The organism is Streptomyces sp. NPDC005866 (genome assembly GCF_040629895.1).
Lineage (GTDB): Bacteria > Actinomycetota > Actinomycetes > Streptomycetales > Streptomycetaceae > Streptomyces.
Genome location: NZ_JBEXWP010000017.1, coordinates 124283 through 147760 on the forward strand (window position 1 = coordinate 124283; position 23478 = coordinate 147760).

Genomic DNA, 23478 nt, shown 5'->3' on the forward strand with positions numbered 1-23478 from the left:
CAGCGGCCGGAAAGCGCTTTCCCACCCTCTTTTCTGGAGTCTTCCATGCACGACGAACGCCGCCGGATCGAGGAGCGCGTAGAGCGCCTCCACAACCAGCGCATCAAGCCCGCGATCTACGCGGCCGCCGTTCCCTTCGAGGTGTCCGCCTGGCAGGCCCCCGGGGAGCCGGTGCCCTTCGAGGAGGCCGCGGCCGCCCCGTACGAGCCGTTCGCGATGGACACCCCGTGGGGCCCGCCCTGGGGCACCACCTGGTTCCGGATGCGCGGCCAGGTGCCCGCCGCGTTCGCGGGCCGCCGCGTCGAGGCCGTCATCGACCTCGGCTTCGTGGGCGACTGGCCCGGCAACCAGGCCGAGGCCCTGGTCCATCTGACCGACGGGACCCCGCTGAAGGCGGTCAACCCGCTCAACCAGTACGTGGCGATCGCCAACCCGGCGTCCGGCGGCGAGGTGATCGACTACCTGGTCGAGGCCGCCTCCAACCCCGACATCCTGGCGAACGACTTCGCGGCGCCGACACCGCTCGGCGACGTACTGACGGCCGGCGACAAGCTGCTCTACACCTTCAAGCGCGCCGACATCGCCGTCCTCGACGAGGAGGTCTGGCACCTCGACCTCGACGTCCAGGTGCTGCGCGAGCTGATGCTGGAACTGGGCGAGCACGACCCGCGCCGGCACGAGATCATGCACGCCCTCGACCACGCGATGGACCTGCTCGATCTGGACGACGTCTCCGGCTCGGCCCCCGCCGTGCGCGAGTCCCTGAAGCCGGTGCTGTCGAAGCCCGCGCACGCCAGCGCCCATCGCATCTCCGGTGTCGGTCACGCCCACATCGACTCGGCCTGGCTGTGGCCGATCCGTGAGACCAAGCGCAAGACCTCCCGCACCTTCTCCAACGTCACCTCGCTCGCCGACGAGTACGAGGAGTTCGTCTTCGCCTGCTCGCAGGCCCAGCAGTACGAGTGGGTGCGCGACAACTACCCGCAGGTCTGGGCCCGGATCCAGGAGTCGGTGAAGAAGGGCCAGTGGGCGCCGGTCGGTGGCATGTGGGTGGAGGCCGACGGCAACCTGCCCGGCGGCGAGGCGGTCGCCCGCCAGTTCGTCCACGGCAAGCGGTTCTTCATCGAGCACTTCGGCATTGAGACCAAGGGCGTCTGGCTGCCGGACTCCTTCGGCTACAACGCGGCCTACCCGCAGCTCGCCAAACTCGCCGGCAACGAGTGGTTCCTCACCCAGAAGATCTCCTGGAACCAGACCAACAAGTTCCCCCACCACACCTTCTGGTGGGAGGGCATCGACGGCACCCGTATCTTCACGCACTTCCCGCCCGTCGACACCTACAACGCCCGTTTCAGCGGCGAGGAGATGGCCCGCGCGGTCCGCAACTACGCCGAGAAGGGCGGCGCGACACGCTCGCTGGCCCCCTTCGGCTGGGGCGACGGCGGTGGCGGCCCCACCCGCGAGATCATGGAACGGGCGCGCCGCCTCAGGGACCTGGAGGGCTCCCCGAAGGTCGAGGTCGAGCACCCGGACGCCTTCTTCGCCAAGGCCCGCGCCGAGTACGAGGACGCGCCCGTCTGGGTCGGCGAGCTCTACCTGGAGCTGCACCGCGCCACCTACACCTCCCAGGCCCGCACCAAGCAGGGCAACCGGCGCAGCGAACACAAGCTGCGGGAGGCCGAGCTGTGGGCCACGACGGCCGTCCTGCACGCGCCCGGCTACCGCTACCCGCACGACAAGCTCGACCGGCTCTGGAAGACGGTCCTGCTCCACCAGTTCCACGACATCCTGCCGGGCTCCTCGATCGCCTGGGTGCACCGCGAGGCCGAGGCCGAGTACGGCAGGGTCGCCCAGGAACTGGAGGCGCTCACCACCGAGGCGGTCGCCGCGCTGGGCGGCGGCCCGGCACGGGTCTTCAACACCAGCCCCTACGACCGCGCGGAGGTCGTCCGCGACGGCGCGGGCGCTCCGGTGTATGTCGAGGTCCCGGCGAGCGGCAGCGCGCCTCTGACGGGCGCCGTCGAGGCTCCGCGGCCGGTGACGGTCGACGGGCGGGTCATCGACAACGGACTCGTCCGTGTACGGATCGCAGAAGACGGCACACTGTCTTCTGTGTTCGATCTACGGGCGAACCGTGAAGTCCTCGCCGGCCAGGGCAACCTGCTCCGCCTCCATACCGACCTCCCCAACTACTGGGACGCCTGGGACGTCGACAAGCACTACAAGAACCGCTACACGGATCTCCTGGAAACGGACTCGGTCGAGGTCGTCGACGCGGACCCGCTGCTCGGCTCCATCCGCGTCACCCGCGCCTTCGGCAACGGCTCGAAGATCACCCAGACGATCACCGTCCGCGCGGGCAGCCCCCGGATCGACTTCGAGACGGACATCGACTGGCACGAGGCGGAGAAGTTCCTCAAGGCCGGGTTCCCGGTGGACATCCGCGCCCCGCACTCCTCCGCCGAGATCCAGTTCGGCCACGTCCAGCGGCCCACGCACACCAACACCACCTGGGAGGCGGCCCGCTTCGAGGTCTCCGGCCACCGCTGGGTGCACATCGCGGAGCCCGGCTACGGCGTCGCCGTCGTCAACGACTCTACGTACGGCCACGACGTCTCCCGAACGGTCCGCGAGGACGGAGGTACGACCACCACGGTCCGCCTCTCCCTGGTCCGCGCCCCGCGCGTCCCGGACCCCGGGGCCGACCAGGGCCGCCACCGCTTCACCTACTCCCTCCTGCCCGGCGCGGGCATCGAGGACGCGGTCGCGGCCGGCTACGCCCTCAACCTCCCGCTGCGGGTCGCCGATTCGGCGGGCGAGCCGCAGCCGGTGGTCTCCGTCACCGGCGAGGGCGTCACCGTCGAGGCGGTCAAGCTCGCCGACGACGTCTCCGGCGATGTCGTGGTCCGGCTCTACGAGTCCCGGGGCGGCCGTGCCCAGGGCGTGCTCCGCACCGGCTTCCCGCTCGCGGGCGCCCAGGTGACCGACCTGCTGGAACGCCCCCTGGAGGACGTGTCCGCCGACGGCGACACCGTCCCCGTGGAGCTGCGCCCCTTCCAGATCCTCACCCTCCGCCTCCGGAGGGGCTGACCGGATGCCGATGCAACCCTGGTTCACCGACGCCAAGCTGGGGATCTTCGTGCACTGGGGCATCTATGCCGTCGACGGGGTCCAGGAGTCCTGGTCCTTCTACGACGACGTCGTGCCGCACGACCGGTACATGTCCCAGCTGGACCGCTTCACCGGCGCCGACTACGACCCGCGGGCGTGGGCGGACCTGTTCGCGCGCGCCGGGGCCAGGTATGCCGTACTCACGAGCCGTCACCACGACGGTGTCGCCCTGTGGGACACCGCGTACGGCGACCTCAACCTGGGCAGGGACTACCTCGGCCCCTACGCCGAGGCCCTGCGCGAGAAGGTTCTCAAGGTCGGCCTCTACTACTCGCACTCCGACTGGAACCACCCCGACTACGCCTCCACGCGCAAGCCCGGCCGCCCGCCGGAGCAGGAGGACAACCGCTACTCCGAGGTCGCGGCCGAGGACGAGGACCTGGCAGCCTGGGAACGGTTCATCGCCTACCGGGACGGCCAGACAACGGAGTTGGCCTCCCGCTTCCGGCCGGACCTGATGTGGTTCGACGGCGAGTGGGAGCGCAGCGAGGAGCAGTGGCGGATCCCCGAACTGGCCGCGCTCATCCGCTCGTACGTCCCGCATGTCATCTTCAACGCGCGCATGCTCAGCGAGGGCGACTATGCCACCCCCGCGCAGGGCGCCCCCATCGTCCCGCCGGACGGCCCCTGGGAGCTGTGTCTGACGGTCAACGACTCGTGGGGGTACCAGCACCACGATCACAACCACAAGTCCCTCGCCCAACTGGTCCGCTACTTCACGGAGACCATCGGGGGCGGCGGCAATCTGCTGCTCGACGTCGGCCCCATGGCGGACGGCACCACCCGCGGCGGCAGGTGGAGCGCCTTGAGGGGCTGGGGGAGTGGATCCGCAGGCACGCGGAGGCGGTGTACGGCACCGGGCGCGGCCTGCCGGCCGGGCACCACTACGGGCCCAGCACCCTCTCCGCCGACCGGCGCACCCTCTATCTCACCCTGTTCGACGCCCCGCGCGCCGAGATCGGCGTCCGCGGCCTCGCCGCCAAGGTCAGGAAGGTCACGGTGGTGGGCAGCGGCACCGAGCTCGGTCACCGGGTGGTCGGCGGGCTGCACGAGGCGGTCGGTGTGCTGTGGATCGACCCACCGGCCGCGGCCGACGTCGACGCGTACGCCACCGTCCTCGCCGTCGAGTTGGACGGGGAGCTGGAGCTGTACCGGGGATCCGGCCGGTTCTGAGCCGGTTTGATGCCAAAGGCCGGGAGTTCTTATATGAAGAATTAAGGGAACGGTAAGTTGGCTGGTCACGGCGGCTTTTCGGGCCGCCGTGACCCCTTTGGTTCGTCTCTTGGACATCTTGAGTTCGTCTGTCACCCCTGGGATGCGGAACGGCAGGGACGAGAGAAAGGCATCACCGTGCGAGACCCGCGAATGTCAGCGATCGCCAAGGGGCTGAAGCGCCGGGGACGGCTGATGGCACAGGCGGTGAGTCCGCCGCGCCGCACCCTGGACGCGATCCCGACCCAGCAGCGGGCGCCGGCCACACACCAGGCCTCCGACGGCTACGTGGCCCCGCGCGCCCCGCGCCTGGTGGAGTCCCCGGTCTTCGTGCTGTCCTCGGTGCGCTCCGGCTCCACGTTGCTGCGGGTCCTGCTGAACAGCCACAGCCGCATCCGCGCCCCGCACGAGATGCATCTGCGCACGGTCCACGTCCGTATGTCGCGGGAGTTCACCGCGGACGCCATGAAGGAGCTCGCCCTCGACCGCGAGGAGCTGGAGCACGTCCTGTGGGACCGGGTGCTGCACCTGGAGCTCAGCCGCAGCGGCAAGGACGTCATCGTCGACAAGACCCCGCCCAACACCCTCATGTGGACCCGGCTGCACCGATGTTGGCCCGAGGCCCGCTTCGTCCTCCTGCTTCGCCACCCCGGCGCCGTCATCCAGTCCCTGACCAGCCGCCGCGCCGACCCCGACCACGAGGCGATCCGCGGCGAGGTCCTGAGCTACGCCGAAAAGCTCGAAGAGGCCCGCCAGAAGCTCACCGGCGCCCATGTGATCACCTACGAGGACCTCACCGCCGAACCGGAGCGGGTCACCCGCGGCCTGTGCGCGTACCTCGGCGTCCCGTGGGAGAGCGGCATGCTCGACTACGGCAAGCAGGACCACGGCGACTTCAAGCCGAAACTCGGCGACTGGAGCAGCGAGATCAAGTCCGGCCGTATCCAGGCCGCCCGCCAGGCCGACCCCACCGCCGAACTCCCGCCCCGGCTCAGCGAGATCGCTAAGGCGTGGGGATACCCGGTCTAGGGCCTGCCGCGGCACCAGGCACCCCCACGCCACCGCTGCCGATGCTCAGCCGGTGAAGCCGGCCGTGATCGAGGTGAACTGCCAGTTGCTCTGGCTGATCCCGGAGCAGTTGCTCACCACGCCACCGCCCGCGCAGCCGCGGTCCCGGTTGACCGACCAGAACGCGAGCCGGGCGATGTGGTGCGAGTTCGCCCAGTCACGGATCTGCGTCCAGATCGCCGGGGTCGTGGTCTCCTGCTGGTCCGACAGACCGTTCATGCCGGAGATCCCGATGTGTGCGTAGGCGGTCGCGTCGTCCCAGCCGAACGTGGACTTCAGCTTGGCCTTCAGCCCCTCGGCCGCGTTCACCGTGTTGCCGTACATGTCAGCGCCACCACCGAAGTCGAACGGCATGATGGTGAAGACGTCGATGCCGGCACCGAGCGACTGCGCCTGCTCGATGAGCCGGTTGCCGTAGTACGTCGGCCCGGTGGTGGACGTCCCGAAGGTGACGATCGTCTTCAGGCCGGGGTTGTTGGCCTTGACCGTCTTCAGGGCGGTCAGGATCTTCGCCTGCACGGCTTCGTTCTCGAACTCGTCCGTGTTCTCGATGTCCATGTCGACGGTCTTGAGACCGTAGGCGTCGATCACCTTCTGGATCGCCCCCGCGAGTGCGCTCGCGGACGAGCAGTTGGCGCCGAGCTTGCTGCCTTGCCAGCCGCCGAACGAGGGCACGATGTCACCGCCGGCCGCCCGGATCTGGTTGATCGCCGTCTGGTCGACGCCGCCGGTCAGCGGCCGGCTGCCGTCCCAGGACGGGGTGCAGCCGCCCGAGTCCAGCACGAAGGCCATCGTGAACCACTTGACGCCGGTGGCGCTCATCACCGTGGACGGGCTCGGCGGGTCGCCCCAGCCCTCGTACAGGTAGGGCGCGGCCTGCTTGAACCCGGTCCCGCCGCCGCTGCCCGCGTCGGTCGTGACACTGACGGAGTTGGAGGCGGCCGAGACGTTCCCCGCCGCGTCGCGGGCCTTCACGCTGAAGGTGTAGGACGTGCTGGGCGAGAGTCCGCTCACCGTGGCGCTCGTCCCGGAGACGCTCAGCACCTGGCTCGACCCGCTGTAGATGTCGTACGCCGTCACCCCGACGTTGTCCGTCGCGGCCGACCAGGACAGCGACACGCTGGACGAGGTCTTGCCGGTGGAGGTGAGGCCGCCGGGGGCGGTGGGCGCCTGGGTGTCGGAGCTCCCGCCGGGCCCGTCGAGGCTGATGTCGTCGGCGTAGTAGGTGCCCTGCGCGTACCAGCCGTGGACGTAGATCTGGGCGCTGGTCTGCGAGGCCCCGGTGGTGAAGGAGACGCTCAGCTGGCTGTACTGGGACGGCGAGGTCGTCCAGGTGGAGGCGCCGCCGGTCACCCCGAGATAGACGTACGAGCCGCGGACCCAGCCGCTGAGCGAGTACGTGGTGTTGGGCTGCACGGCGACGGTCTGCGTGCACTGGGCGTTGTCACTGGAACTCACGGCCCCCGCGAGGGCCTTGGTCCCACTGTGCGCGGGGGAGGAGACGACCGAGCCCAGGTTCCCGGTGCAGGACCAGGGTGAGAGACTTCCCGACTCGAAGCCGGGGTTGGAGAGGATGTTGGCCGCCTGTGCGGTACCGGGAAGCGCGATGGCCCCGGCGAGCGCGAGGGCGGCGGACCCGAGCAGTGCGAGTATCCGACGTCTGGAACGTCTGAGCGAGTTGCGCACGCGATCTCCCTGCTGGAATGGGGGTGTTCGGGAGTGCACGGAAGTGCTGAGGGTGCGCAGACCAAGTTGGTATGGACCAATCCGGCTGTCAAGGAGAACGGCAGAACTGGTCCATACCGGTGGCTGGAGAAACTCAGGGGTGCCGGGCGGCTCTCGGGCCGGCAGCCTAAAGCGGCAACACCTGGGCCGCTTCGGCCACGGCCTCGACGGCCGCGGGCATCGGCGCGGGCAACATGACCTCGCCGGCCTCCTCCCGCCGCACCGGAACCGACGGCAGCACGGGCCTCGGCCCCGACACGACCGCGTAGTCCTGCCCCAGGAACGGCGGCTTGATCACCCCGGGGTCCTCGCCCAGAGCCAACTGCACAGCCGCCCACGGCGCGTTGACCCCACAGAGTGACAGCTGGTGCACCCCACCGGCGGGACGCGTGTTGACATCGAGCAGCACCGGCTCGTCGCCGTACATCCGGAACTGGATGTTGGACAGATAGTGCAGCCCGAAACCCTCCGCGATCAGCCGGGCCGGCTCCAGCCACCGCTCGTCGAGGGTGAATCCGCGCCGCCGCCCCTTCTTCGTCCGGCCGACGGCCAGCCGGACCCGGTTGTCGGGCCCGGTGAGGCAGTCCACGGACACCTCCGGCTCCTCCAGGCGCGGCATCACCAGCCAGTCCACCGGCTGGTCGGCCCGCCGCAGCGCGTCGAGGACCAGGTCGAGCTGGACGTACGGCCCGGGGAACCCGTTGAGGTGAAAGAGCGAGAGGGGGGCGCGCGTGATCACGCGGAAGCCCACACCACCCGCACCGGCGGCCGGCTTGAAGCAGGCCCTGTGCCCGTCGGCCTCCAGTTCCTCGACCGCGGCGACCAGTTCGTCGGCCGTGCGGACCCGCCACCACGGCGGCACCGGGACACCGACTGCGCCGACCGCCTCGTACGCGGTCGCCTTGTCCTCGAAGACGGCGGTGGCCTCGGGCGTCGGAGCCAGCAGGGCCGTACCGAGCGCCTCGAAGTCGGCCCGGTGGGCGACGATCGCCGACTGGTGCAGCCGGGGCACGAAGACATCGATGCCACGGCGCTGGCACTGGTCGAGCGCGTACTCGACGTATCCGGCCGGGGACAGGCCCTCCGGCTCCAGGTCGGCGGTGTCGGCGGCGGCGAGCACGGGGGAGTCGGCGTCACCGTGCGTCGCATGGATCTCGACCGCCCGGTCGCTGGGATTTCTCCGCAGTTGATCCATGAAGAAGACGTTCTCCGCGTACGTGCGGTTGAGCCAGACGCGTACGCGAGAGAGCATGCAGGCCGCCTTTCGGGCTTTTCGGGCAGGACTCAGCGGCCCGTGCCCGGGCAGGGTGCTTGGAGGAACACCAAACCGCCCCGGGCGAAGGGAGGTTCGTGGCGGTGGTGTTGGGGGGATCATACGGCTTTGAAGGGCCCCGCGTGCAACGTGAGTGTTACGGATTGCCGGGGACTGTCCACGCGCGTTTTCCTGCACCGTCCACGGCGGTTTCCTTGACTGACGGCCGTCTGCCGGGCACCGGACGGCGACCCGCCGAGGGCCCGCCGGAGAAGGACCGCCGACAGGCCGACAGGGCCCCTTGTTCCGTGGACCCGTCATGTGCTGTGGTGGGTGGTGACGACATGATCGGAGGGGGTGCGGGGTGGAGTCCACGGCCGGTGCCGGGCAGTTGCTGGCCATCAGCGACCTGCACATCTCGTACCCGGAGAACCGCGAGCTCGTCGAGAAGATGCGTCCCGAGACGGATGACGACTGGCTGATCGTGGCCGGTGACGTCGCCGAGACCGTCGCCGACATCCGCTGGACGCTGGAGACCCTGGCCGGCCGCTTCGCCAAGGTGCTGTGGGCCCCCGGCAACCACGACCTGTGGACCCATCCCAAGGATCCGGTCACCCTGCGCGGCGTCGCCCGCTACGAGCACCTCGTCGGCCTCTGCCGGGAACTCGGCGTGGTCAGCCCCGAGGACCCCTATCCCGTCTGGGAGGGCCCGGGCGGCCCGCTCGTCGTCGCACCGCTCTTCCTCCTCTACGACTACTCCTTCCTGCCGGCCGGCTGCGCCACCAAGGAGGAGGGCCTCGCCTACGCGCACGGCACCGGCATCGTCTGCAACGACGAGTACCTGCTGCACCCCGACCCCTACCCGACCCGCGAGGCCTGGTGCCGGGCCCGGGTCGAGGCCACCGAGCGCCGGCTCGCCGAGCTGCCCGAGGAGCTGCCGACCGTGCTGGCGGGCCACTACCCGCTGGACCGGCATCCCACGGACGTCCTGTGGCACCCCGAGTTCGCCATGTGGTGCGGCACCACCCTCACCGCCGACTGGCACCACCGGTTCCGCGTCGCCACCATGGTCTACGGGCATCTGCACATCCCCCGGACCACCTGGCACGACGGCGTCCGCTTCGAAGAGGTCTCCGTGGGATACCCCCGCGAGTGGCGCAAGCGATCCCAGCCCCCGGGCAAGCTGCGCCGCATTCTGCCGATGGAGGTCGGAACCGGTGATCGAGGAGCTGCTCCCGGACTCGGTGGTGGCCGTGGAGATGCTCGGTGACGAGGCGATCCGCGAAGCCCCCCTCTATCCCGAGGAGGCGGCGCTCGTCGCACGTGCCGTGCCCAAGCGCCGCCGTGAGTTCTCCGCCGTGCGCGCCTGCGCACGGCGCGCCATGGAGAAGCTCGGGGTCCCGCCGCAGCCCGTCGTGAGCGGCGAGCGCGGCGCACCGCGCTGGCCGGACGGGCTGGTCGGCAGCATGACCCACTGCGAGGGCTACTGCGCAGCCGCCCTGGTCCGCGCCACCGACCTGGCCTCCCTCGGTATCGACGCCGAACCGCACGCCCCGCTGCCCGAGGGCGTCGGAGAGTCCGTCCTGCTGCCCTCGGAACGGGAGCGGCTCGGCCTGCTCGCGGCCGAGCGGCCCGGCGTGCACTGGGACCGCCTGCTGTTCAGTGCCAAGGAATCCGTCTACAAGGCGTGGTTCCCCCTCACCGGGAAGTGGCTGGACTTCATGGAGGCCGACATCGAGCTCGTCCCGGAGCCCGGGGAGCGGCCGCACGGCACCCTGCACACCCGCCTCCTTGTCCCCGGCCCCCAGGTCGGCGGGCAGCGGCTGCAGGTCTTCGAGGGCCGCTGGAGCGTGGGGCACGGCATGCTGACCTCCGCCGTGGTCGTGCCGTACCCCTGATCGTGCTCCGTGGGCTCAGGTGGGTGGGCACCAGTCGTGCAGCAGCCGGAAGAACTCCTCCTCGTTGCCGACGAGTCCCGCCCGGGCCAGCGCCTCCTCGGCCTCGGTCAGCACGGCCGGCGGGACCAGGAAGGGGCGTGCGCCGTCCGGCGGTCCGTCGAAGGCGGCGCGCACGGTGTGCAGCAACCGCAGATAGGCCTGGACGGCGGTGCGCTCACGGTCGGTCAGTACGGCGGTGGACATGGCTCGGCTCTCCCCGTCGGTCGTCACGGTCACGCGCCCGGACGGCGCGGCCGCACCGCGTGTGCGGTGCGCACCCACCAGCTTGCCGTCCGCCACTGACAACGCCTCCCCGCTACGCCTCGGTTCGCCCGCTCAGCCGACGCGGAACCGCACCGCCCGGGACTCTGAGGGAACGTCTCTTCGCCCGGCCGGCAACGGAATCCGGTCGGCAGTGGCGTCCGACGGGGCCGGTGCTCACTTCCCCGGATAGCCCAGCGAGGCCTCGATGCGCCCCCCCAAGTCGTGCCGCCGCACGGGACCGCGCAGCGCCGAAACCGCGAGCCAGGTCCGGCACTTGCTGGCCAGCAGCAGCCCGAAGGTCTCCGCGTCCTGTTCCCCGGCCTGGTCGAAGCGGGTGCGGGCGGCCACCCGCCGGACGGCGGCCCGGATCGAGGCCTGGACCGAGGCCCGGTCGGTGTCCCCGCCGGTGCCGGTGCCGGTGCCGGTGTCTTCGTTCAGGAGACGTGCCGCCACCGCCACTCCCTCGATGTCATGGCCGTGGTGGCCGGCGTGCATGTGCCACACCTCGTGGCCGAGGATCACCAACTGGTGGTCGGGCGCGGTGCGCTCCTCGACGACGACCAGGTCCCGGTCGGCCAGGTCGAGCCACAGCCCGCTGGCCGTGCCGGGCGGGAAGACGGCCGTACGGAACAGGACCGGGCGGCCGCGGCGGCGGCTCATCGCGTCGCACAGCGCCCGGTACAGCTCCTGCGGCTGGGCGGGCGCGGGCAGGGTCAGCTAACCGGCCAGCTCACCGCTCAGCCGGCGCATCTCCCTGCCGATGGCCATGTTCTTCTGTTCTTCTGTCCCCCTCAGCTCACGACTCGGCCCGCTTGACGCTCTCCAGGAGCATGTCCAGCCATTCCGCGACCTTGTCCCGGTGCTGGTCGGTGGGCAGCTGCGCGGCCCGCCAGGCGATCCCGCGCACCCCGTGGTCCTGCAGCAGCCGCTCCAGGGGGTCCTCGGCGGCCTCGGCCGCGGCCCGCTCCCGGTCGGCCAGCTTCTGCAGCAGCTCCTGCTCGACGCGCTGGAGGGCGCCGGCGAGCGCCTCGGGGTCCTCGGCGGTGAGGAAGCCGGCGTGCACCCGGAAGAAGCGCTGGAGAGCGTCGCAGTGCTCCATGGTCGGCCGCCGGTCGCCGTTGAGCAGGGCGCCGGCCTGCTGCCGGGACATGCCCGCGCCGTCGGCGATCTCCTGCTGGGTGTGCTTGCGGCCGTTGGGCTTGAGCCGGGTGCGGCGCAGCAGGTCGAGGCGTTGCAGGAAGCGTTCCTGGACGTCGGGCTCGCCGCCGGGCCGGCCGCAGAGCAGGGCCTTGACCACGGACTCGGGGACGCCGCAGGCGTAGGAGAGCCGTCCGACGTGGAAGACCTCGGCCTGTGCCACGCCGAGCCGGTCTGCGAGCGCGGTGACGCGGGAGACGACGGCCGGCAGCTGGGCGGTCGCCGAGGCGCCCGGATCCTCGTAGCCATCCGTCACCGACAGAACTCCTACGTCTCTCAGGGGAATCAGGGGCTTCGCTCAAGCGGTCGCCGTGGACTTCCCGGCGCGAACTTCCCGGAGATTAGCGGGTGGTTCGAACTCGCATCCAGGTGTCGCCACAACTGTGGCCAATTTCGGCCGCCAACGGGCATGAAATGCCACGATAGTTGACATGGCTCCGAGTGGGGCAGCAGGATCACATCGCCGCGAGAAGGCCGCATAGGCAAGAGGGGTGACCTCCCGATGGCATATCAGGCAGGTGGGCGGCGGCCGGCGCCGCGGCCCGTCCCCGAAAGTCTTGAGGCCCAGGCATATCTCCAGGACTACGCGTTGCTGCTGGACGCGGTCCCCTTCCCGTCCCTGGTGGTGGACCACCGCTGGGACGTGGTGCTGGCCAACGGCGCGTTCGAGACACTTTTCCGGGGGGTCGCCCCGCATCCCACTGCCATGCCCGGGGACAACTTCCTCCGGTTCGTCCTGTTCCACCCGGACGCCGGATCGGTGCTCGGATCGCACGAGTCGGGCTGGTGCCTGCCGATGCTGGCCCAGTTCAAGACCACGATGGAGCGGTACGGCCACGACCACGAACTCCAGTCGATCCGCCGGGAGATCGCCCAGGACCCCATCATGGAGGCGGCCTTCCGGCACGGCCTGCCGCACTGGCTGCGCGTGGTAGGCGAGGAGGGCGCCCGGCTCGACGGTGCCGTCCGGCCGGTGCTGCACCCGGACCCGCTGCTGGGCGCCACCGAGTGCCGGGTGGTCGGCGAGATCCCCAGGACTCTTCAGGACATGGGCTACGCGCGTTACACCCTGGTGCTGCGCGCCACCCCCCGTCCCGCCGCCGCCCCGCGCCGCTCCCGCCGGCCGGGCGGCCTGGGCGCCCACCTGACCGTGGTCGCCGCCCCCGACGCCTGACCCGGCACCGTCGGCGTTCAGGTCGCCGACGGCGCCGGGCCGGACGTCCACACCGGCTCCTGTGCGGACGCCCCGCCGTCACCGGCGTGGGACATCCCCAGCGTCAACTGGTGCTGCGCGCCACCCCCCGTCCCGCCGCCGCCCCGCGCCGCTCCCGCCGGCCGGGCGGCCTGGGCGCGCACCTGACCGTGGTCGCCGCCCCCGACGCCTGACCCGGCACCGTCGGCGTTCAGGTCGCCGACGGCGCCGGGCCGGACGTCCACACCGGCTCCTGTCCGGACGCCTGCACCGGCTCCTGTCCAGGACACCCCCAGCGTCACCGGCCCGGGATGCACCCCTGCGTCACCCGCCCCGAGTTCCCCGCCGTCACCGGCCCGGGAGACCCCCAGCGTCACCCGCCCCGCACATCCCCACCGTCTTCTGCCCGGGACACCCCCGCCGTCACCTGCCCGGACGCGGATCCCGTCTCACGCCGCGGCTACCGCCAGGACGAGCGGGACGCCCCGGCAGGGCACCAAGCGGGTCGTGCCGAACGTGCCCGGCCGTCCGCTCTCCAGTACGGCCGCGAAGTCCGGCCCCTTGGTCAGCGAGCCGGCCAGGTGCGCCGGGTCCGCCGACGCCGCCACCCGGCCGCGGGCGTTGACCAGCCGGGCGGGTCCCGGCAGTGCGCGCAGCAGGGGCAGCGCGGCCGCCTCGAAGTGCCGCAGATACACATCCGCCGCGGCCACGCCCAGGAAGCGGCCCGCCCGTTCCACCGGCGCGGACAGGGTGAGGCTGTACTCGTCCGAGCAGAGGTAGTCGACGTACGGCCCGGCCACCGCCCGCCGCCCGGTGTCCCGGGGCAGCGTGAACCAGTCCCAGTGCGTGTAGTCGGAGTAGGCCGACGTGCGCGGGTCGAGGTCGAGGAGCAGCGGCCGTAAATCCCCGCAGGCGTCGGTCTGCCACCACTCCAGCCAGGCCGGGACGTCGGCCAGCAGTCCGGGCGCGGCCACGAAACCGACACCGGAGACCAACTCCTGCCGTGCCAGGCGCAGATGGAGCCCGGGACGCAGCGCGGCCAGGTCCGCGGTCACCGGCCTGCGGCCCTCGGCGGCCACCCGGGCCAGCAGCGCGGTGGTGTCGGCGCGGGTGTCGGCGACGGCCCCGAACACCGCCTCCAGGGCGCGGCCGACCCGCTCGGCCACATACTCCTCGGCGGCGTCGGGCGTCCTGGTCACGGAGGTGGAGGGGACGGTGCCGCGGCTCATGCTGCTCTCCGGCGGACGGGGTAGCGGGCGCGGCGCGGCTACAGGGCCAGCCGCAGGGCGATGAGCCGCGCCGTCGAGTCCCGCACACACCGCTCGGCCAGCTCCCTGGCCGATGCGTCCGCCCCATCCTGCACGGCCGAGATTACGGACCGGTGACGGTCCGCCACCTCTTCACGATATTCGGCGTCGCCGAGCACAAGGCACAACAGCACCCCGACCTCCGTCTGGAGCGCGACCTGTTCCCGGGTGAGCCGGGCCGACTGGGCGGCGGCGGCCAGCTCCACATGGAAGCGGCCGTAGAGCCGGCAACGCGCAGCCGCGTCCCGGGCCTCGCGCAACTCCTGTGTGGTCCGGCGGAGTTGGTCCAGGTCGTGGTCCTCGGTGCGCTGCGCGGCGAGGTACGCGGCGGTGCCGGACAGGGCCGCCCAGTGGTCGCCGAGGTCGCGCAGCTCCTCGGAGCTCCAGCCGCGCAGCCGCTCCATGAGCCGCTTGCGGCCGGGCGTGTCCGGCAGGGACACGAAGCTGCCGCCGCCGCGGCCCCGGCGGGTGACGACCAGGCCCTGCTGGCGCAGTGCCATCAGCGCCTCCCGCAAGGTCACCGTGGACACCCCGAGCCGTCCCGCCAACTCCGTCTCACCGGGCAGTTGCTCCCCGTCGGCGAGCAGACCCAGCTCGATGGCGTCGCCGATCCGGCGCACGACGGCGTCCACCCGCGCCCCGCGGTCGACCGGGGCGAAGACGGCCTTTCGGGCGCCGCCGTCCGTCTGCTGCTGTTTCACGGCCCACCACCCTGCGCGTTGACCCAAGCTTTACCTCAGAAGGGTCTTGAGCTTTGAACTATGACTTCATATCTTTCCGATCACCATCTGCAACGCAAAAGAGCGCCAGAAAGGTTCCCGCCCATGGAGGCCACCGCGATCAGGTTGCGGGATCTGCGGAAGTCGTTCGGCGACACGAGCGCCGTGGCAGGAGTCGACCTGGAGATCCGCGATGGCGAGTTCTTCTCGATGCTCGGCCCCTCCGGCTCCGGCAAGACCACCGTGCTGCGTCTGATCGCCGGCTTCGAGACCCCCACCTCGGGCGCGGTCGAACTCGCGGGGCAGGACGTCACCCGCCGCGCCCCCTTCGAACGGGACGTGCACACCGTCTTCCAGGACTACGCCCTGTTTCCGCACATGAACGTCGAGCAGAACGTCGCCTACTCCCTCAAGGTCCGCCGGGTCCCCAAGGCCGAACGCCTCGTCCGGGCCCGCAAGGCCCTCACCGAGGTCCGCCTCGACGGCTTCGGCGCCCGCCGTCCCGCCCAGCTCTCCGGCGGCCAGCGCCAGCGCGTCGCCCTCGCCCGCGCCCTCGTCGGACGTCCCCGCATCCTGCTGCTCGACGAGCCCCTCGGCGCCCTGGACCTTAAGCTGCGCGAGCAGATGCAGATCGAACTCAAGGCCCTGCAGCGGGAGGTGGGCATCACCTTCGTCTTCGTCACCCACGACCAGCAGGAGGCCCTGACGATGAGCGACCGCGTCGCCGTCTTCCACCAGGGCCGTATCGAACAGGTCGGCACGCCCGCAGAGATCTACGAACGCCCCGCCACCGCCTTCGTCGCCTCCTTCGTCGGCACCTCCAATCTGCTCACCGGGGACACCGCCCGGCGGGTGTTCGGGGAGAGCGGCACCCACAGCATCCGGCCCGAGAAGATCCGGGTCCTCAAGGAGACCGCGGAGCCGGGCGAAGCCGGGCACGCCGACGCCGTCGGCACCGTCGCCGAGGTGGTCTACCTCGGCGACGCCACCCGCTTCCTGGTCGACCTGGACGGTGGTGGCCGGCTCACCGCGCTCCAGCAGAACCTCGACACCACCGCCGAGGACGTCACCGCCTACCGCGGCACCCGCGTCCGGCTGCGCTGGCAGCGTCGGCACACCGTCCACGTCCCCGGCTGATCCGCCGTCCCTCACGTCTGGAGTACGTCGTGCGCCTCACCCGCCCCCTCATCGCGGCCGCCGCGGTCGCGCTGCTGCTGGCCGCCACCGCCTGCGGCTCCTCCGCCTCCGGCTCCTCGACCGGACTCAACCCGCCCGACCTCAAGCCCCTCGCCAAACTCGGCAGGACCGAGGGCCAGGTCAACCTGATCGCGTGGGCCGGCTATGTCGAGGACGGCTCCGACGACCCCAAGGTGGACTGGGTCACCGACTTCGAGAAGCAGACCGGCTGCCAGGTCAACTCCAAGGTCGCCGCCAGCTCCGACGAGATGGTCAAACTGATGAAGACCGGCGAGTACGACGCCGTCTCCGCCTCCGGCGACGCGTCCCTGCGCCTGATCGCCTCCGGCGACGCGGCCCCGGTCAACACCAAGCTCGTACCGAACTACAAGGACATCTTCAGCGGTCTCAAGGACGGCGCCTGGAACTCGGTCAAGGGCCAGATGTACGGCATCCCGCACGGCCGCGGCGCCAACCTGCTGATGTACAACACCCAGAAGGTGACCCCCGCGCCCACCTCGTGGTCCGCCGTCTTCGACGACGCGGCGAAGTACCAGGGCCATGTCACCGCCTACGACTCGCCGATCTACATCGCCGACGCGGCCCTGTATCTCAAGGCCACCAAGCCCCAGTTGAAGATCAAGGACCCCTACGCGCTCGACCAGAAACAGTTCGAGGCGGCCGTCGCCCTGCTGAAGAAGCAGAACGCGGACATCGGCGAGTACTGGGGCGACTACCTCAAGGAGGTCTCCGCCTTCAAGAGCGGCGACTCCGTGATCGGCACCAGCTGGCAGGTCATCGCCAACCTGGCCACCGACGAGGGCGCGAAGATCAAGGCCTTCGTGCCCAAGGAGGGGTCCACCGGCTGGTCCGACACCTGGATGGTCTCCGCCAAGGCCAAGCACCCCGACTGCGCCTACAAATGGCTCGACTGGATCGTCTCCCCGAAGGTCAACGCCGAGGTCGCCGAGTACTTCGGCGAGGCGCCGGCCAACGCCAAGGCCTGTGACCTGACCAGCGACAAGAACTTCTGCAGGACCTATCACGCGGCCGACGAGAGCTACTGGAAGAACATCGCCTTCTGGAACACACCCATCGAGCAGTGCCTGGACGGCCGTACCGACGTCAAGTGCGTGCCGTACGCGAAGTGGGTGCAGGCCTGGACCGAGATCAAGGGCTGAGCCATGACGGTGCTCACCCGGACCGCGGGGGCGCTGCACCGGCGCCCCCGGCTCCGGCTCGCCCTGCTGCTGACGGCCCCGCTGCTGTGGCTGGCCGTGCTCTATCTGGGATCGCTGGCCGTGCTGTTCGTCTCCGCGTTCTGGACGACGGACTCCTTCACCTCCGAGGTGGTGAAGGTCTGGTCGACCGACAACTTCCACGAGCTGTTCACGACGCCGGTGTTCCGGCAGGTGATCTGGCGCAGCGTCGGTGTGGCCCTCGCGGTGACCGCCCTGTGCGCGGTGATCGCCTTCCCGGTCGCCTTCTACACCGCCCGGGTGGCCAAGCCGAGCCGGCGCCCGCTGCTCGTGGTCGCCATCCTCACCCCGCTGTGGGCGAGTTACCTGGTCAAGGTGTACGCCTGGCGGCTGATCCTCGCCGAGGGCGGGCTCGCCGACTGGCTGCTGAAGCCCCTCGGGCTGAGCGGCCCCGGCTTCGGGCTGCCGGCCACCGTGCTCACCCTGACCTATCTGTGGCTGCCGTACATGATCCTGCCGATCCACGCCGCACTGGAGCAACTGCCCGACAATCTGCTGGACGCGTCCGCGGACCTGGGCGCCCGCGCCGGGCGGACCTTCCGTTCCGTGGTGCTGCCGATGGTGCTGCCCTCGGTCGCCGCCGGCTCGGTGTTCACCTTCTCGCTCAGCCTCGGCGACTACATCACCGTGCAGATCGTCGGCGGCAAGAGCCAGCTCATCGGCAACCTCGTCTACGCCAACATCGAACTCAACCTGCCCATGGCCGCCGCGCTCGCCACCGTCCCGGTCGTCGTCATCGTGCTGTACCTGTTCGCGATGCGCCGCACGGGCGCGCTGAGCAGCCTGTAGAGGAGCCCGCCGTGCAACTCTCCCGTTCCGCGCGGATCGCGGTGCGCGTCGCCGCCGGGTTCGGCTTCGCGGTGATCTACGTGCCGTTGCTGCTGGTCCTCGTCAACTCCCTGAACCCGGACCGCAGCGCGAGCTGGCCGCCGCCCGGCCTGACCACGCACTGGTGGTCGGCCGCCTGGCACAGCTCCGGTGCTCGCGAGGCCCTGTGGACCTCGGTGAAGGCGGGGCTCGGCGCCACCGCGATCGCGCTGGTGCTCGGCACGCTGATCGCCTTCGCGGTCGCCCGGTACCGTTTCTTCGGCCGGGACGCGCTCTCCTTCGTGGTCGTCCTGCCGATCGCCCTGCCCGGTATCGTCACCGGCATCGCCCTCAACTCGGCCTTCGGCACGGTCCTCAAGCCGCTCGGCGTCGGACTCGGCCTGTTCACCGTGGTCGTCGGACACGCCACCTTCTGTGTCGTGATCGTCTTCAACAACGTGGTCGCGCGGCTGCGCCGCACCTCCGGTACGTACGAGGAGGCGGCGGCCGACCTGGGAGCCGACACCTTCCGCACCTTCGCCGACATCACCTTCCCGCTGGTGCGCTCCGCGGTGCTCGCGGGCGCACTGCTCGCCTTCGCGCTCTCCTTCGACGAGATCGTGGTCACCACCTTCACTGCGGGACCAGGCGTCCAGACCCTGCCGCTGTGGATCTACGACAATATGACCCGCCCCCAGCAGGCACCGGTGGTGAACGTGGTGGCGGCCGTGCTCGTGCTGCTGTCGGTGATCCCGATCTACGTCGCCCAGCGGCTGTCGGCGGACACGGCGACGGCCAGCCGTGTCTGACCCCTGGCCCGAGGTTACGCAAAGCGCTTGCGTAACTTGCGCTAGTCTTGCGCCCATGACGCGACGACTTGCGGAAGTGGCCAAGAAGGTCGGGGTCAGCGAGGCCACGGTCAGCCGGGTGCTCAACGGCAAGCCCGGGGTCTCCGAAGCCACCCGGCAGGCGGTGCTCTCGGCCCTCGACGTCCTCGGCTACGAGCGCCCCACCCAGCTGCGCGGCGAACGCGCCCGGCTCGTCGGCCTCGTCCTGCCCGAGCTGCAGAACCCCATCTTCCCGGCGTTCGCCGAGGTCATCGGAGGCGCGCTCGCCCAGCTCGGGCTCACCCCGGTGCTGTGCACCCAGACCAAGGGCGGGGTCTCCGAGGCGGACTACGTGGAGCTGCTGCTGCAACAGCAGGTCTCGGGTGTCGTGTTCGCCGGCGGCCTCTACGCCCAGGCCGACGCGCCCCACGACCACTACCGGCTGCTCGCCGACCGCAACATCCCGGTGGTGCTGGTCAACGCGGCCATCGAGCACCTCGGCTTCCCGAGCGTGTCCTGCGACGACGCGGTGGCGGTGGAGCAGGCCTGGCGGCACCTCGCCTCCCTCGGCCATGAGCGCATCGGACTCGTCCTCGGCCCCGGCGACCATGTCCCGTCCGCCCGGAAACTCGCCGCCGCACGGGCGATCGGCGATCTCCCCGACGAGTTCGTCGCCCGCGCGATCTTCTCCATCGAGGGCGGCCACGCCGCCGCGTCCCGGCTGATCGACCGGGGCGTCACCGGCATCATCTGCGCCAGTGACCCCCTGGCACTCGGCGCGATCCGCGCCGCCCGCCGCAAGGGGTACGAGGTCCCCTCCCGCGTCTCCGTCGTCGGCTACGACGACTCGGCCTTCATGAACTGCACGGAACCCCCGCTGACCACCGTCCGCCAGCCCATCGAGGCCATGGGCCGCGCGGCCGTCGAGCTGCTGAACGTGCAGATCGGCGGCACCGTCGTACCGCCCGAGGAGCTGCTGTTCGAGCCGGAGCTGGTGGTCCGCGGCTCCACGGCGCAAGCGCCCAAGGTCTGAGATCCAGCACATCCAATCTGCTGTCAAATAATTACAGATTCTGCGCGACATCTTGCGGACACCTGTTGCCGGTGCTTGAGTGTGCGGCGCCCACCGGTCCCGGTGGCGCCCACTGCTCCTGTTCTGGGGGGTCCACCGATGTCCAGCACCGGGTTCCGCCGTGCTCTCGTCGCGATAGGTGTCTGTTCGTCCCTAGCGCTCTCGGCCTCGGCCTGCGGGTCGAGTAACGACGGCGCGGGAAGCGGCAAGACGCGTATCACCATCAACTGCGAGCCGCCGAAGAGCGCCAAGGTCGACCGTTCGTTCTTCGATCAGGACATCGCCGATTTCAAGAAGAAGAACCCGGACATCGACGTCGTCGCGCACGACGCGTTCCCCTGCCAGGACCCGAAGACCTTCGACGCCAAGCTGGCCGGCGGCCAGATGGAGGACGTCTTCTACACGTACTTCACCGACGCCAAGCACGTCGTGGGCATCAACCAGGCGGCCGACCTCACGCCGTACCTCAAGGACCTGAAGAGCTACGACACCATCCAGAAGCAACTGCGGGACATCTACACCGTGGACGGCAAGGTCTACGGCATACCGCGGACCGGATACAGCATGGGGCTGATCTACAACCGCGCGCTCTTCCAGAAGGCCGGTCTCGACCCCGACAAGCCGCCGACGACCTGGGAAGAGGTCCGCGCCGACGCCAAGAAGATCGCCGCCCTCGGCAACGGCACCGTCGGATACGCCGACTACAGCGCCCAGAACCAGGGCGGCTGGCACTTCACCGCCGAGCTGTACTCACAGGGCGGCGACGTCGTCTCCGCCGACGGCAAGTCGGCGACCGTCGACACCCCCGAGGGCCACGCCGTCCTGCAGAGCCTGCACGACATGCGCTGGACCGACAACTCGATGGGCAGCAAGCAGCTGCTGATCATCAACGACGTGCAGCAGATGATGGGTTCGGGCAAGCTCGGCATGTATCTCTCCGCCCCGGACAACATCCCGATCCTGGTGAAGGAGAAGGGCGGCAACTACAAGGACCTCGCCCTCGCCCCGATGCCTGGCGGCAAGGGCACCCTCATCGGCGGCGACGGCTACATGTTCAACAAGAAGGACACCCCGGAGCAGATCCGCGCCGGCCTCAAGTGGCTCGACTCCATGTTCCTCACCCCCGGTGACGGCTTCCTCGGCGACTACGCCCGCGCCAAGAAGAACAACGCACCCGTAGGCCTGCCCGAGCCGCGCCTGTTCACCGGCGCCGCCGACGCCAAGGACCAGCAGGTCAAGAAGGCCAACGCCAATGTCCCGGTGGAGAACTACCAGGCCTTCCTGGACGGCAACCAGTCCCTCCAGATGAAGATCGAGCCGCCCAACGCCCAGCAGATCTACTCCGTCCTCGACGGCACCGTCTCCGCCGTCCTCACCAAGAAGGACGCCGACATCGACCAGCTCCTCAAGGACGCCAACGACAAGATCGCCGGCATCCTGGCCCGGAGCTGACCCACGATGACGAAGACGGCCGCACGACGACCCGCCCCGGGGGCGGTCGCCGTACGACAGTTCCCGGCGCCGCCCCCGGCAGGGGACCGGAGGCGGCGCCGGTTCCTCGACCAGGCCCGTGCCTACGGGTTCATGCTCGGCGGACTGATCTGCTTCGCCCTGTTCTCCTGGTACCCGGCGATCCGCGCGGTCGTGATCGCCTTCCAGAAGTACACGCCAGGCTCGTCCCCCGAATGGGTCGGCACCGCCAACTTCACCCGGGTCCTGCACGACCCCGAGTTCTCGGCGGCCTGGCGCAACACCCTCACCTTCACGCTGCTGGCCCTGCTGATCGGCTTCGCGATCCCGTTCGTGCTCGCCCTGGTCCTCAACGAACTCCGGCACGCGAAGGCGTTCTTCCGGGTCGTGGTCTACCTGCCGGTGATGATCCCGCCCGTGGTCAGCGCCCTGCTGTGGAAGTGGTTCTACGACCCGGGAGCCGGCCTCGCCAACGAGACCCTGAGCTTCCTGCACCTGCCCACCTCGAACTGGTCCAACGGCGCCGACACGGCACTCATCTCCCTGGTCATCGTGGCTACTTGGGCCAACATGGGCGGCACCGTCCTGATCTACCTGGCCGCCCTCCAGTCCATCCCCGGCGAGCTCTACGAGGCCGCCGAACTGGACGGCGCCAACATCCTGCAACGCATCCGGCATGTGACGATCCCTCAGACCAGGTTCGTCATCCTGATGCTGATGCTGCTTCAGATCATCGCCACCATGCAGGTGTTCACCGAACCCTTCGTGATCACGGGTGGCGGCCCGGAGAACGCCACGGTCACCGTGCTCTACCTCATCTACAAGTACGCATTCCTCTACAACGACTTCGGCGGGGCCTGCGCGCTCAGTGTGATGCTGCTGGTGCTGCTCGGTGTCTTCTCCGCGGTGTATCTGCGGCTGACCCGCTCCGGGGAGGACGGATGAGCAGCGCCACCCGAACCCTGATCTCACCGGCGACCCTGGCCCGCCCGCGCGGGAAGGCGATCTACTGGAGCGTCTTCACCGGTGTCGTCCTGCTCTTCGCGCTCGCCTTCCTGTTCCCGGTGTACTGGATGGTGACCGGCGCGATGAAGTCCCCGGACGAGGTCGCCCAGACCCCGCCCACCCTCATCCCGAAGCACTGGCACCTGACCGGCTACACCGACGCCTGGGACCTGATGCAGCTGCCCCAGCACCTGTGGAACACGGTGGTGCAGGCGGCCGGCGCCTGGGTCTTCCAGTTGGTGTTCTGCACGGCCGCCGCCTATGCCCTGTCCAAGCTCAGGCCGGCCTTCGGTAAAGTGATCCTCGGCGGGATCCTCGCCACCTTGATGGTCCCGGCCCAGGCCCTGGTCGTACCCAAGTACCTGACCGTCGCCGACCTGCCGTTCATCCACACCAGCCTGCTCAACGACCCGCTCGGCATCTGGCTGCCGGCCGTCGCCAACGCCTTCAACCTCTATCTCCTCAAGCGGTTCTTCGACCAACTGCCCCGCGACGTGCTGGAGGCCGCCGAGATCGACGGCGCCGGAAAGCTGCGCATCCTGTGGTCGGTGGTCCTGCCCATGTCCCGCCCGGTGCTCGGGGTGGTGTCGATCTTCGCACTGGTCGCGGTGTGGCAGGACTTCCTGTGGCCGCTGATGGTCTTCTCCGACACCGACAAGCAGCCCATCAGTGTGGCCCTGGTCCAGCTGTCGCAGAACATCCAGCTCACCGTGCTCATCGCCGCGATGGTGATCGCCAGCATCCCGATGGTCGCGCTGTTCCTCGTCTTCCAGCGGCACATCATCGCCGGGATCAGCGCGGGCAGCACCAAGGGCTGA

21 protein-coding genes and 1 pseudogene are annotated in these 23478 nt (G+C 70.1%); 14 read left to right on the forward strand and 8 right to left on the reverse strand.

What is annotated here, in order from left to right:
* Nucleotides 1-45: 45 nt before the first annotated feature.
* The 3 genes and pseudogenes from ABZ396_RS24745 (at nt 46) to ABZ396_RS24755 (ending at nt 5412) form a co-directional block, all read left to right on the forward strand.
* Nucleotides 46-3090, forward strand: a complete 3045-nt coding sequence (locus ABZ396_RS24745) for a glycoside hydrolase family 38 C-terminal domain-containing protein (protein WP_358918824.1) — start codon at nt 46-48, stop codon at nt 3088-3090.
* A gap of 4 nt (nt 3091-3094) precedes the next feature.
* Nucleotides 3095-4344 (forward strand): annotated as a pseudogene (locus ABZ396_RS24750) (alpha-L-fucosidase).
* 177 nt (nt 4345-4521) lie between these two features.
* Nucleotides 4522-5412, forward strand: coding sequence for a sulfotransferase (locus ABZ396_RS24755; protein WP_358918826.1), 891 nt, complete (start codon nt 4522-4524; stop codon nt 5410-5412).
* A 45-nt stretch (nt 5413-5457) separates the two neighbouring features.
* On the opposite strand, the gene ABZ396_RS24760 is transcribed toward ABZ396_RS24755, so the two are convergent.
* Nucleotides 5458-7137 carry a carbohydrate binding domain-containing protein gene (locus ABZ396_RS24760; RefSeq protein WP_358918828.1) on the reverse strand — a complete coding sequence of 560 codons (1680 nt, stop codon included), beginning with the start codon at nt 7135-7137 and terminating at the stop codon, nt 5458-5460.
* 166 nt (nt 7138-7303) lie between these two features.
* Entirely contained in the window at nt 7304-8428 is a 1125-nt protein-coding gene (locus ABZ396_RS24765; RefSeq protein ID WP_358918829.1) for an ATP-grasp domain-containing protein, read from the reverse strand.
* Nucleotides 8429-8792: 364 nt separating this feature from the next.
* On the opposite strand from ABZ396_RS24765, the gene ABZ396_RS24770 reads away from it, so the two are divergent.
* Nucleotides 8793-9698 carry a metallophosphoesterase gene (locus ABZ396_RS24770; RefSeq protein ID WP_358918831.1) on the forward strand — a complete coding sequence of 302 codons (906 nt, stop codon included), beginning with the start codon at nt 8793-8795 and terminating at the stop codon, nt 9696-9698.
* Nucleotides 9646-10326 carry a 4'-phosphopantetheinyl transferase superfamily protein gene (locus ABZ396_RS24775; RefSeq protein ID WP_358918832.1) on the forward strand — a complete coding sequence of 227 codons (681 nt, stop codon included), beginning with the start codon at nt 9646-9648 and terminating at the stop codon, nt 10324-10326. Before ABZ396_RS24770 ends, ABZ396_RS24775 begins: the two co-directional genes overlap by 53 nt.
* A gap of 15 nt (nt 10327-10341) precedes the next feature.
* Here the strand turns inward: ABZ396_RS24775 and ABZ396_RS24780 are convergent, their stop codons facing one another.
* The 3 genes from ABZ396_RS24780 to ABZ396_RS24790 form a co-directional block, all read right to left on the reverse strand.
* The gene (locus tag ABZ396_RS24780) at nt 10342-10569 is read right to left on the reverse strand and encodes a hypothetical protein (RefSeq protein ID WP_358918892.1); all 228 of its coding nucleotides are present in this window, start codon (nt 10567-10569) and stop codon (nt 10342-10344) included.
* A gap of 234 nt (nt 10570-10803) precedes the next feature.
* Nucleotides 10804-11346, reverse strand: coding sequence for a toxin-antitoxin system, toxin component (locus ABZ396_RS24785; RefSeq protein ID WP_358918894.1), 543 nt, complete (start codon nt 11344-11346; stop codon nt 10804-10806).
* A 79-nt stretch (nt 11347-11425) separates the two neighbouring features.
* Nucleotides 11426-12082, reverse strand: a complete 657-nt coding sequence (locus ABZ396_RS24790; RefSeq protein ID WP_358918834.1) for a helix-turn-helix transcriptional regulator — start codon at nt 12080-12082, stop codon at nt 11426-11428.
* 246 nt (nt 12083-12328) lie between these two features.
* On the opposite strand from ABZ396_RS24790, the gene ABZ396_RS24795 reads away from it, so the two are divergent.
* Nucleotides 12329-13000, forward strand: a complete 672-nt coding sequence (locus ABZ396_RS24795; RefSeq protein ID WP_358918835.1) for a hypothetical protein — start codon at nt 12329-12331, stop codon at nt 12998-13000.
* Between the two features lie 17 nt (nt 13001-13017).
* On the opposite strand, the gene ABZ396_RS24800 is transcribed toward ABZ396_RS24795, so the two are convergent.
* The 3 genes from ABZ396_RS24800 to ABZ396_RS24810 form a co-directional block, all read right to left on the reverse strand.
* Nucleotides 13018-13263 (reverse strand): hypothetical protein, encoded by a 246-nt coding sequence (locus ABZ396_RS24800; protein WP_359185884.1) that lies wholly within the window; start codon nt 13261-13263, stop codon nt 13018-13020.
* A gap of 204 nt (nt 13264-13467) precedes the next feature.
* Nucleotides 13468-14247, reverse strand: coding sequence for a hypothetical protein (locus tag ABZ396_RS24805; protein ID WP_358918836.1), 780 nt, complete (start codon nt 14245-14247; stop codon nt 13468-13470).
* 38 nt (nt 14248-14285) lie between these two features.
* A complete protein-coding gene (locus ABZ396_RS24810; RefSeq protein WP_358918838.1) occupies nt 14286-15026 on the reverse strand; it encodes a GntR family transcriptional regulator in 741 nt (246 codons plus the stop codon).
* Between the two features lie 123 nt (nt 15027-15149).
* Here ABZ396_RS24810 and ABZ396_RS24815 point away from each other — a divergent pair, with 123 nt between their 5' ends.
* The 8 genes from ABZ396_RS24815 (at nt 15150) to ABZ396_RS24850 (ending at nt 23478) form a co-directional block, all read left to right on the forward strand.
* A complete protein-coding gene (locus tag ABZ396_RS24815; RefSeq protein WP_358918840.1) occupies nt 15150-16181 on the forward strand; it encodes an ABC transporter ATP-binding protein in 1032 nt (343 codons plus the stop codon).
* Nucleotides 16182-16210: 29 nt separating this feature from the next.
* Nucleotides 16211-17401 (forward strand): ABC transporter substrate-binding protein, encoded by a 1191-nt coding sequence (locus ABZ396_RS24820; protein WP_358918842.1) that lies wholly within the window; start codon nt 16211-16213, stop codon nt 17399-17401.
* Nucleotides 17402-17404: 3 nt separating this feature from the next.
* Complete coding sequence (locus tag ABZ396_RS24825) at nt 17405-18268, forward strand: ABC transporter permease (protein ID WP_358918844.1); 864 nt, start codon at nt 17405-17407, stop codon at nt 18266-18268.
* A gap of 11 nt (nt 18269-18279) precedes the next feature.
* On the forward strand, nt 18280-19095 hold the full coding sequence (locus tag ABZ396_RS24830) for an ABC transporter permease (RefSeq protein WP_358918845.1): 816 nt from the start codon (nt 18280-18282) through the stop codon (nt 19093-19095).
* 55 nt (nt 19096-19150) lie between these two features.
* A complete protein-coding gene (locus ABZ396_RS24835; RefSeq protein ID WP_358918846.1) occupies nt 19151-20146 on the forward strand; it encodes a LacI family DNA-binding transcriptional regulator in 996 nt (331 codons plus the stop codon).
* A gap of 138 nt (nt 20147-20284) precedes the next feature.
* Complete coding sequence (locus ABZ396_RS24840) at nt 20285-21637, forward strand: extracellular solute-binding protein (protein WP_358918848.1); 1353 nt, start codon at nt 20285-20287, stop codon at nt 21635-21637.
* 6 nt (nt 21638-21643) lie between these two features.
* The gene (locus ABZ396_RS24845; RefSeq protein WP_358918850.1) at nt 21644-22600 is read left to right on the forward strand and encodes a sugar ABC transporter permease; all 957 of its coding nucleotides are present in this window, start codon (nt 21644-21646) and stop codon (nt 22598-22600) included.
* Nucleotides 22597-23478, forward strand: coding sequence for a carbohydrate ABC transporter permease (locus ABZ396_RS24850; protein WP_358918851.1), 882 nt, complete (start codon nt 22597-22599; stop codon nt 23476-23478). The genes ABZ396_RS24845 and ABZ396_RS24850 overlap by 4 nt, the downstream gene beginning before the upstream one ends.

Excerpts from the sequence above, each read along its gene's own strand:
- ABZ396_RS24835 (WP_358918846.1), top strand. The coding sequence starts at position 19,151 with ATGACGCGACGACTTGCGGAAGTGGCCAAGAAGGTCGGGGTCAGCGAG.
- ABZ396_RS24850 (WP_358918851.1), top strand. The coding sequence starts at position 22,597 with ATGAGCAGCGCCACCCGAACCCTGATCTCACCGGCGACCCTGGCCCGC.
- ABZ396_RS24840 (WP_358918848.1), top strand. The coding sequence starts at position 20,285 with ATGTCCAGCACCGGGTTCCGCCGTGCTCTCGTCGCGATAGGTGTCTGT.
- ABZ396_RS24795 (WP_358918835.1), top strand. The coding sequence starts at position 12,329 with ATGGCATATCAGGCAGGTGGGCGGCGGCCGGCGCCGCGGCCCGTCCCC.
- ABZ396_RS24765 (WP_358918829.1), bottom strand. The coding sequence starts at position 8,428 with ATGCTCTCTCGCGTACGCGTCTGGCTCAACCGCACGTACGCGGAGAAC.
- ABZ396_RS24745 (WP_358918824.1), top strand. The coding sequence starts at position 46 with ATGCACGACGAACGCCGCCGGATCGAGGAGCGCGTAGAGCGCCTCCAC.
- ABZ396_RS24805 (WP_358918836.1), bottom strand. The coding sequence starts at position 14,247 with ATGAGCCGCGGCACCGTCCCCTCCACCTCCGTGACCAGGACGCCCGAC.
- ABZ396_RS24825 (WP_358918844.1), top strand. The coding sequence starts at position 17,405 with ATGACGGTGCTCACCCGGACCGCGGGGGCGCTGCACCGGCGCCCCCGG.
- ABZ396_RS24815 (WP_358918840.1), top strand. The coding sequence starts at position 15,150 with ATGGAGGCCACCGCGATCAGGTTGCGGGATCTGCGGAAGTCGTTCGGC.
- ABZ396_RS24845 (WP_358918850.1), top strand. The coding sequence starts at position 21,644 with ATGACGAAGACGGCCGCACGACGACCCGCCCCGGGGGCGGTCGCCGTA.
- ABZ396_RS24780 (WP_358918892.1), bottom strand. The coding sequence starts at position 10,569 with ATGTCCACCGCCGTACTGACCGACCGTGAGCGCACCGCCGTCCAGGCC.